This is a genomic window from Paraclostridium sp. (assembly GCF_051656405.1).
Taxonomy (GTDB): Bacteria; Bacillota; Clostridia; order Peptostreptococcales; family Peptostreptococcaceae; genus Paraclostridium.
On record NZ_JBOGBV010000019.1, the window covers coordinates 63,968 to 71,534 of the forward strand.

Sequence of the window (7,567 nt, forward strand, 5' to 3'; positions counted from 1 at the left end):
GTTAATAACTTTGCATATATAAATGTTTTTTTAGAAAGGATATACTATGAATAAAATAGGCTTAATATTAGAAGGTGGCGGTATGCGTGGTATATACACCGCTGGAGTTTTAGATTTTTTTATAGAAAAAAATATAGAAGTTGATATAACAATCGGTGTATCTGCTGGTAGTTGCCATGCTTCTTCTTATTTATCAAAACAATATAAAAGAGCATATAATGCTACTGTAGACTATATAACCGATAAAAGATATTTAAGTTTTTCTAATTTAATTAAAACTGGATCAATCTTTGGTATGGATTTTATGTTCAATAAAATTCCTAATGAACTAAATATTTATGACTATGATACTTTTGCTAAATCTAAATCTAAATTCGTAGTGGTTGCTACTAATTGTGAAACTGGATCTCCAGAATACTTTGAGTTAAAAGATTTGAAAAAAGAAATAATTTATATGCAAGCATCTTGTTCGATCCCTATGTTTGCAAATATAGTAGAAATAGATGGGTTTAAATTGGTAGATGGTGGTGTATCCGATTCAATACCTATCGAATATTCTTTAAATCAAGGATATAAAAAAAATATTGTTGTTTTAACTAGAGATATTACTTACAAAAAAAATAAGCAAAAATTTCTTCCTATTGTAAATAGAAAATATATAAAATACCCAAATCTTATTAAAGCGATTGAAAATAGGCATTTAAATTATAACAAAAGTCTTAATTTAATAAATAAATTAGAAAAAGATGGGGATGTTTTAGTTATTAGACCTAAAAATCCAGTTAATGTTAGCCAAATTGAAAAGAATGCTAAAAAACTTACATCATTATATGAAGAAGGATATGATGATGCTAAGGAGTTATATGATAAAATTTTAGATTTTATAAAAAAATAACTGAACTTACTTATTTAAGTTCAGTTATTTTTATTTAGTATTACATTTCAAAATCTTCTGCGTCAAATAACATTTTTCCATCAAAATATTTATCTTTCTTATCTTGATTATTTTTTAATTTGAACTGACCAATAAGATCTCTTAGCATATTAGCTTGGCTTGATAGCTCTTCACTTGCTGCAGCACTTTCTTCAGAAGTTGCTGAGTTTGTTTGAACTACTACTGAAATTTGTTCCATTCCAGTGTTTACTTGATTTATATGCTGAGCTTGTTCATTACTTGCATCTGCTATTTCTTGTATAACTTCAGATGAAGTCTTTGCTCCATTAACAACTTCTTCAAGAGATATTGCTGTTTCTGATACAATCTTTGATCCATTTTCTATAGCTAGTAAAGATCTTTCAATTAACTCAGCTGTATCTTTTGCACTTTGTGCTGATTTTTCAGCTAGGTTTCTTACTTCATCTGCAACTACTGCAAATCCTTTACCTGCTTCTCCAGCACGAGCTGCTTCTACTGCTGCATTTAATGCTAAAATGTTAGTTTGGAATGCTATGTCATCAATATTTTTAATTATATCTCCAATTCTATTTGAAGTACTGCTTATTTCATCCATAGCTGTAATCATCTCTTGCATTTGTTTTTTACCTTTATCTGTAGCAACACTTGATTTTGTTGATATAGCCTTAGCTTTTACTGCATTTTTAGCTGTTTGTTGAATTTGTTCAGATACTTCACTTATAGTTGCAGAAAGTTCTTGGATAGAACTAGCTTGTTCTGTTGCTCCTTGAGAAAGAACTTGAGCTCCTTCTGATAACTGTATCGAGCTAATTGCAACTTGTTCTCCAGCTATGCTTATTTGATCTAATGTACTATTTAAACTATCAATAATTTTATTTACAGCTACTAACATAGGTTCAAAATCATTTATGAATAAATGACTTAATTTTTCATCATTTGTATCTAAATCTAAATTTCCATTACTTATCTCTGTTAATACATACATTAATGTACTAATCATTTCACTCATATCAATAACTATTTTATTTGTAGCATTAGCTAATAATCCAATTTCATTTTCTTCATTTATTTGCGGAGTTTCTGAGTTTAAATCTCCTTCTGCTAATTTTTTAAGTCTTTCGCTACAAGCTTTTAGTGGATTTCCTATCTTATTAGCAAACTTTATAGCTGCTATTAATGATACTATAGTAAATATTATTGCTAATCCAATAGTTGTTCCAACTGAAGTGTATACTGGTCCAAGGAAATCTGCTTTGTTAGTCATTATTCCAACTCCCCATCCATCAGTATTTTCAACTGGAGCATATGATAGTATCCATTTTTCTCCTTTTAATTTTACATCTGTGTTTCCTGTTTCACCTGATATAAGTTTTTTATCAGCTTCTGCAAATGGTTTTATACTTGAATTTGTTTTTGCCTCTTTTATAGAGTTTTGAACAGCTACAAGGCTTGCATCCTTATGTGCAATAGTCGTTCCCTTGCTATCTATTAAATAAGTATAACTATTTTTACTTATTTTTACATTTTTAACTATATCATTTAAGAAGTTTTTATCTACGTCAAAAGTTACTATACCTACAATCTTACTTCCTTGTATTCCATTTTCCCAAATAGGAGCTGAAACTACCATTGTAAGATCTCCTGTTACTTTACTTACAACAGGACTACTCATGTATGCATCTCCCTGCATAGATATTTTAAAATAGTCTCTAGATGAATAATCTTTTCCACTAAAAAGGTCTTTTCCATCTGCATATATAATTTGTCCTAGAGTCAATCCTGTAAGTTTCTCTTCTCTAGCTATAATATTTTTCTTCTCCTCAACACTTACCTTAGGATCTGAAAGTTCTTTTATTATACCCGTCTGTATTGTAGCGTCTTTAAGATTTTTTATCTTTTGTGCAACTGTTTGTGATGCTTGTTTAGTATTTTCTAAAGCAGCATTTGCTAAAATCGTATTCGAAGTTTTATAGTTTAAATAACTCGTAATTGATCCTAACAGTAAACAACAAACTACTACTACACACACTATTATAAAAGTAAGCTGAGTTTTTATACTTTTATTTTTGTACTTAATATTAGTTTTCATTTTTGATTTCATACAATTATTCCTCCTTTTTTAACCTTATTTGTTAACATGTAATTTATATTAACAACTTTTTCACAACCCATTTTCGACATTTAACCTCTAAAATGTCCTACTTATAATATTACGAACCATCGCTAATTTTCTTTAACACTAAATTCAATAATTCATAATTATTTTTTATAATTATTTCATCATCTTTATTCGATGTTTTTCGTATATTTAATTAAGTTTTTTAACACGTTTTAAATAATTTTGAATATTATGTATTAGGGATAACTATTATCCCTAATATATATATAAAGGTGATAATATATGACATGTGGTAATAATTCATTTGAAAGAGAAATTTCTATCCCTTATGCTTTGTATCAATCTGAATTAGGAAGATATTTTATAGGTCAAACTCCAGTATTAAATCCAACAGTAGGAAATGCTACAGCTATAGCTGCATTAGTTAACCCAGCTGGGTCTGCTAGAAATCTATTTGTAAATGCAATAACTATAAAAAATCCATCAGGAGCTCCAGTAGATGCTGCTTTCTATGTTAATTCTACTTTGCCAGCTGGAATAAATACCAGTACTCAAGTAAACGTAACTAATTTAACTATTAATCCACAACCTGTACCTTATGGTAGAGTTCAATATTTAGTTGATGCTTCTGTTCCTTCTGGTGTATCAATTTTTTCTAGAATAGTAGGACCTATTTCAACAGAAATAGTAGATGGAGGTCAAATAATTATTCCTCCAGGTAAATCTCTAGTTGTTTATTTAACTGAATTGACTCCTACTTCAGACGTTGTCGTTGCTTTTGGATGGTGGGAAGAGTATCCTTATACTTGTAAATACGCTTATCATGAGCATACTTGCTAATTTTATATTTTAATTAAATCTAACTAAAGGCACTCTTATGAAACAAGGTCAGAGTGCCTTGATTTATGTTATAATGAAAATATTATACATAGGAGGTACAGTATGAAATCAGCAAAATATTATATAGAAAACCTAGGTATGACACCTCATGTTGAGGGTGGTTACTATAAGGAATCAGTAGTTTCGAAAGATTTATTTAGAGATGAAAAAAATTTATTTACTAGTATATACTTCTTGCTTGAAACTGGAGAAGTGTCTAATTTTCATAGGCTAAAGTCAGATGAAATGTGGTACTATCATGACGGACAACCCCTTACTATATACATGATTGCTCCAGACGGTAAGCTAATTACTAAACAATTAGGGCTAGATGTTGAAAACGGAGAACTTCCACAAGTTTTAGTTCCTAAAGGATATATATTTGGATCTTCAATGAATAATGATGGTTTTGCATTAGTTGGATGTATGGTAGCACCTGCATTTACATTTGGAGACTTTGAGTTATTCAAAAGAAATGATTTATTAAAAATGTATCCTAATCTTGAAGATATAATAATTAAATTAACTAGATAAAAAATTATGCCTCAATGATGATTTTACTACTTCACCATTGAGGCATAATTTACTAAAATATACTTATATATGCTAATGCTCCGAAAATTGCTCCTACTATTGGAGCCACTACAGGTATCCATGCATAACTCCAATCAGAGTCACCTTTATTTGGTACAGGCATTAAGTAATGCATAAGTCTTGGTCCAAAGTCTCTAGCTGGATTTATAGCATATCCAGTTGGTCCTCCTAAGCATAAACCTATTGCTCCTACTATCATCCCCACTGCCATTGGCTGAATCCCATCGGCAAGTGAAGATTGCCCTATCCCTAATATTGCAAAAACTAATACAAAAGTTCCTACAGCCTCAGTAATAAAGTTTATTTTAGTATTTCTTATTTCTGGTCCTGTACAAAATACAGCTAATTTAATAGCCTTATCTTCTGTTTTTTCAAAATGATTATAATAGCAAATAAGAACTAATAATGCTCCTATAAAAGCTCCTATAAGTTGAGCTAATATATACATAGGTACATTTTCCCATGGAAAATTTCCAATAACTGCAAGAGCTATTGTAACTGCAGGATTAAAATGAGCTCCACTAACACTTCCAAATATAAAAACCGGAATTGCTACTGCTAAAGCCCATCCTGTTGATATTACTATCCAGCCCGAACCATTTCCTTTAGTCTTAGAAAGTATTACATTTGCTACAACTGCGTTTCCTAATAATACTAACAATAAAGTTCCAACTAGTTCTCCTAAAAATATTGACATATTCATTTATTCCCTACCTTTTTATAAAATCTATTTTTTTCAAAATATAATATAAAGTTCTATATTTTTAAATAACTAAATAAATAATTAATGTAAAAAAGTGTATATATTTAAACTATATATACACTTTTAAAAATCTATCTAACATTATTAAAATGCAGATTTAAATATCTCTATTATGTCGTTTTCATTTCCTTTTCTAGGGTTACTGAATGCATTTCCATCTTTTAATGCCATTTCTGCCATATATTCGAAATCCTCTTCTTTAACTCCCATTTCTTTTAAGCTTGCAGGTATTCCTATATCTGTAGATAACTTAAACATTGCATTTATTGCTTTTTCTGCAGCTTCCATTACTGATAATCCATCTATATTTTCACCCATAAATTCAGCTATGTTAGCAAACTTTTGAGGATTAGATATTAAATTGTATTTTTCAACATGTGGAAGTAACATTGCATTTGCAACTCCATGAGGCATATCATATAGTCCACCTAATTGGTGTGCCATCGCATGAACATACCCTAAATTTGCATTATTAAATGCCATACCTGCTAACAATGAAGCATATGCCATGTTCTCTCTTGCAACTAAATTTTCACCTAATGCAACTGCATGTCTTAAATTATTTGATATTAATTTTATAGCTTGGATAGCAGCAGCATCAGTTACAGGATTTGCATCTTTTGATACATAAGCTTCTATAGCATGAGTTAATGCATCCATTCCTGTCGCAGCAGTTAATCCACCTGGTTTTTTAACCATCAATTCTGGGTCATTAAAAGAAACTAATGGTAAGTTTCTCCAACTTACTATAACATATTTCACTTTAGTTTTAGTGTTAGTTATAACACAGTGTCTTGTAACTTCACTTGCTGTTCCAGCTGTAGTGTTAACAGCAGCTATTGGTGGTAATGCATTTGTTAAAGTTTCTATACCTGCATATTCATAAAGATCTCCTTCATGAGTAGCAGCTATTCCTATTCCTTTACCACAGTCATGTGCACTTCCTCCACCAACTGTAACTATCATATCACAATTTTCTTCTTGGTATATTTTAAGACCATCTATAACGTTAGTATCTTTAGGATTTGGTTCTACTTGATCATAATACGCAACTTCTATTCCAGCTTCTAATAAAGATTTAACTGTTAATTCAACAGCTCCGCCTTCCATATGTCTTAAAAAGTTATCTGTAACTATTAAAGCTTTTTTACCACCTAATATTTTACATCTTTCTCCAACTAATTTTACACATCCAGCTCCCATAAAATTAACGCTTGGTACTAAATAATCATACATTCTCATTTGTCATTTCCTCCGATTAATTTTTGTTGTATTATTAAATTTAAATGCCTACTTATTAAATGCATCTATTGCTGCTTGAGCTATAGCCATGTCTTCTTCTACAGTTCCTCCACTTACTCCAACTGCACCAACAACTTTACCATCAACTATTACAGGAAATCCACCACCAAAAGGTACTATTTTACAGTTGTTTGTAAGTTGAAGTCCGTAAAGGCTTTGTCCTGGTTGAACACACTCTGCAATACAGTGACTTCCTTGCTTTAAACAAGCTGCTGTATAAGCTTTGTTTATTGCAATATCTATACTAGTTATAAATGCTTCTTCCATTCTGTGCATTAACATTAAGTTTGCACCTGCATCTACTGCTGCAAATATTACTGGAACATTCATTTCTTGTGCTTTTTCTTCTGCTGCCTTTGCCATTTCTTTTACTATATCTAAACTTAATTCTTTTATTTCATTTAATTTTTTCATAACTAAAGCCTCCTAAGCTATCTTAGTTTTTTTGTTATTTAAATGGTATTCCTTTTACTAATCTGCCTGCATTTGATCCTAAGTTTCTTAAAGTATTAGGACTATCATAAATATTAGCAATAAATAAAGGTTCATTTTCTTTTAACTTATTTAAAGTTAATGTAACTTTACCAGTTTTATCTATACCTATACCTACTGATAACCTAGAAAGTTGAGATGCAATATAGCTTAATTTCTCTGAGATAAGAGATTCTTCATTTTTTAATACTTTACAAGGAATTCCTTCTTCTTCTATTCCCCATAAAATCTCATCTATATTTTTTAAATCTTTAAGTCCTTTACAAAGGTACATATGTATTGTTGGTATATTATGATTAAAATCTCTAGTTAACATTACCTTTTTCTCCATTTCCATTAAAAGCTAACACAAGTCCTGTAGCCACTGCATTTCTAGGTCCTTCTGTACCTCTAATGTTACCTCTTCCCGCTACTACTCCATATTGAGATAATGAGTTAGTTACTAATTGAGGAACTTCAAAATCTAATGATGATCCACCAACTAATACAACAAATTCTATAT

Annotated in this window: 9 protein-coding genes; 3 read left to right on the forward strand and 6 right to left on the reverse strand. The window is 30.2% G+C overall.

The genetic code is table 11. From position 1 onward, the window contains the following. The first annotated feature begins 46 nt into the window (after window positions 1-46). Window positions 47-895: a patatin-like phospholipase family protein gene (locus ACRDDE_RS03155; RefSeq protein WP_438625467.1), complete on the forward strand. Its 849-nt coding sequence runs from the start codon at window positions 47-49 to the stop codon at window positions 893-895. A gap of 40 nt (window positions 896-935) precedes the next feature. Here the strand turns inward: ACRDDE_RS03155 and ACRDDE_RS03160 are convergent, their stop codons facing one another. Continuing rightward, window positions 936-3,017: a methyl-accepting chemotaxis protein gene (locus ACRDDE_RS03160; RefSeq protein WP_438625468.1), complete on the reverse strand. Its 2,082-nt coding sequence runs from the start codon at window positions 3,015-3,017 to the stop codon at window positions 936-938. Window positions 3,018-3,317: 300 nt separating this feature from the next. Between ACRDDE_RS03160 and ACRDDE_RS03165 the strand changes: the two genes are divergently transcribed. Together ACRDDE_RS03165 and ACRDDE_RS03170 are read left to right on the forward strand one after the other, a co-directional pair. Further along, window positions 3,318-3,875: a DUF6143 family protein gene (locus tag ACRDDE_RS03165; RefSeq protein WP_438625470.1), complete on the forward strand. Its 558-nt coding sequence runs from the start codon at window positions 3,318-3,320 to the stop codon at window positions 3,873-3,875. A 102-nt stretch (window positions 3,876-3,977) separates the two neighbouring features. After that, the gene (locus ACRDDE_RS03170; RefSeq protein WP_438625471.1) at window positions 3,978-4,448 is read left to right on the forward strand and encodes a cupin domain-containing protein; all 471 of its coding nucleotides are present in this window, start codon (window positions 3,978-3,980) and stop codon (window positions 4,446-4,448) included. A 52-nt stretch (window positions 4,449-4,500) separates the two neighbouring features. Here the strand turns inward: ACRDDE_RS03170 and ACRDDE_RS03175 are convergent, their stop codons facing one another. The 5 genes from ACRDDE_RS03175 to ACRDDE_RS03195 form a co-directional block, all read right to left on the reverse strand. Beyond that, the gene (locus ACRDDE_RS03175) at window positions 4,501-5,211 is read right to left on the reverse strand and encodes an MIP/aquaporin family protein (protein ID WP_332841641.1); all 711 of its coding nucleotides are present in this window, start codon (window positions 5,209-5,211) and stop codon (window positions 4,501-4,503) included. A 144-nt stretch (window positions 5,212-5,355) separates the two neighbouring features. Further along, complete coding sequence (locus ACRDDE_RS03180) at window positions 5,356-6,513, reverse strand: iron-containing alcohol dehydrogenase (protein ID WP_438625473.1); 1,158 nt, start codon at window positions 6,511-6,513, stop codon at window positions 5,356-5,358. Between the two features lie 48 nt (window positions 6,514-6,561). Further along, window positions 6,562-6,987 carry a GlcG/HbpS family heme-binding protein gene (locus ACRDDE_RS03185; RefSeq protein ID WP_220797213.1) on the reverse strand — a complete coding sequence of 142 codons (426 nt, stop codon included), beginning with the start codon at window positions 6,985-6,987 and terminating at the stop codon, window positions 6,562-6,564. A 34-nt stretch (window positions 6,988-7,021) separates the two neighbouring features. Beyond that, a complete protein-coding gene (locus ACRDDE_RS03190; RefSeq protein WP_114542458.1) occupies window positions 7,022-7,381 on the reverse strand; it encodes a glycerol dehydratase reactivase beta/small subunit family protein in 360 nt (119 codons plus the stop codon). After that, on the reverse strand, window positions 7,371-7,567 hold a 197-nt coding region (locus ACRDDE_RS03195), incomplete at its 5' end, for a diol dehydratase reactivase ATPase-like domain-containing protein (RefSeq protein WP_438625475.1). The genes ACRDDE_RS03195 and ACRDDE_RS03190, both read right to left, overlap by 11 nt.

Excerpts from the sequence above, each read along its gene's own strand:
- ACRDDE_RS03185 (WP_220797213.1), bottom strand. The coding sequence starts at position 6,987 with ATGAAAAAATTAAATGAAATAAAAGAATTAAGTTTAGATATAGTAAAA.
- ACRDDE_RS03175 (WP_332841641.1), bottom strand. The coding sequence starts at position 5,211 with ATGAATATGTCAATATTTTTAGGAGAACTAGTTGGAACTTTATTGTTA.
- ACRDDE_RS03155 (WP_438625467.1), top strand. The coding sequence starts at position 47 with ATGAATAAAATAGGCTTAATATTAGAAGGTGGCGGTATGCGTGGTATA.
- ACRDDE_RS03190 (WP_114542458.1), bottom strand. The coding sequence starts at position 7,381 with ATGTTAACTAGAGATTTTAATCATAATATACCAACAATACATATGTAC.
- ACRDDE_RS03170 (WP_438625471.1), top strand. The coding sequence starts at position 3,978 with ATGAAATCAGCAAAATATTATATAGAAAACCTAGGTATGACACCTCAT.
- ACRDDE_RS03180 (WP_438625473.1), bottom strand. The coding sequence starts at position 6,513 with ATGAGAATGTATGATTATTTAGTACCAAGCGTTAATTTTATGGGAGCT.
- ACRDDE_RS03165 (WP_438625470.1), top strand. The coding sequence starts at position 3,318 with ATGACATGTGGTAATAATTCATTTGAAAGAGAAATTTCTATCCCTTAT.
- ACRDDE_RS03160 (WP_438625468.1), bottom strand. The coding sequence starts at position 3,017 with ATGAAATCAAAAATGAAAACTAATATTAAGTACAAAAATAAAAGTATA.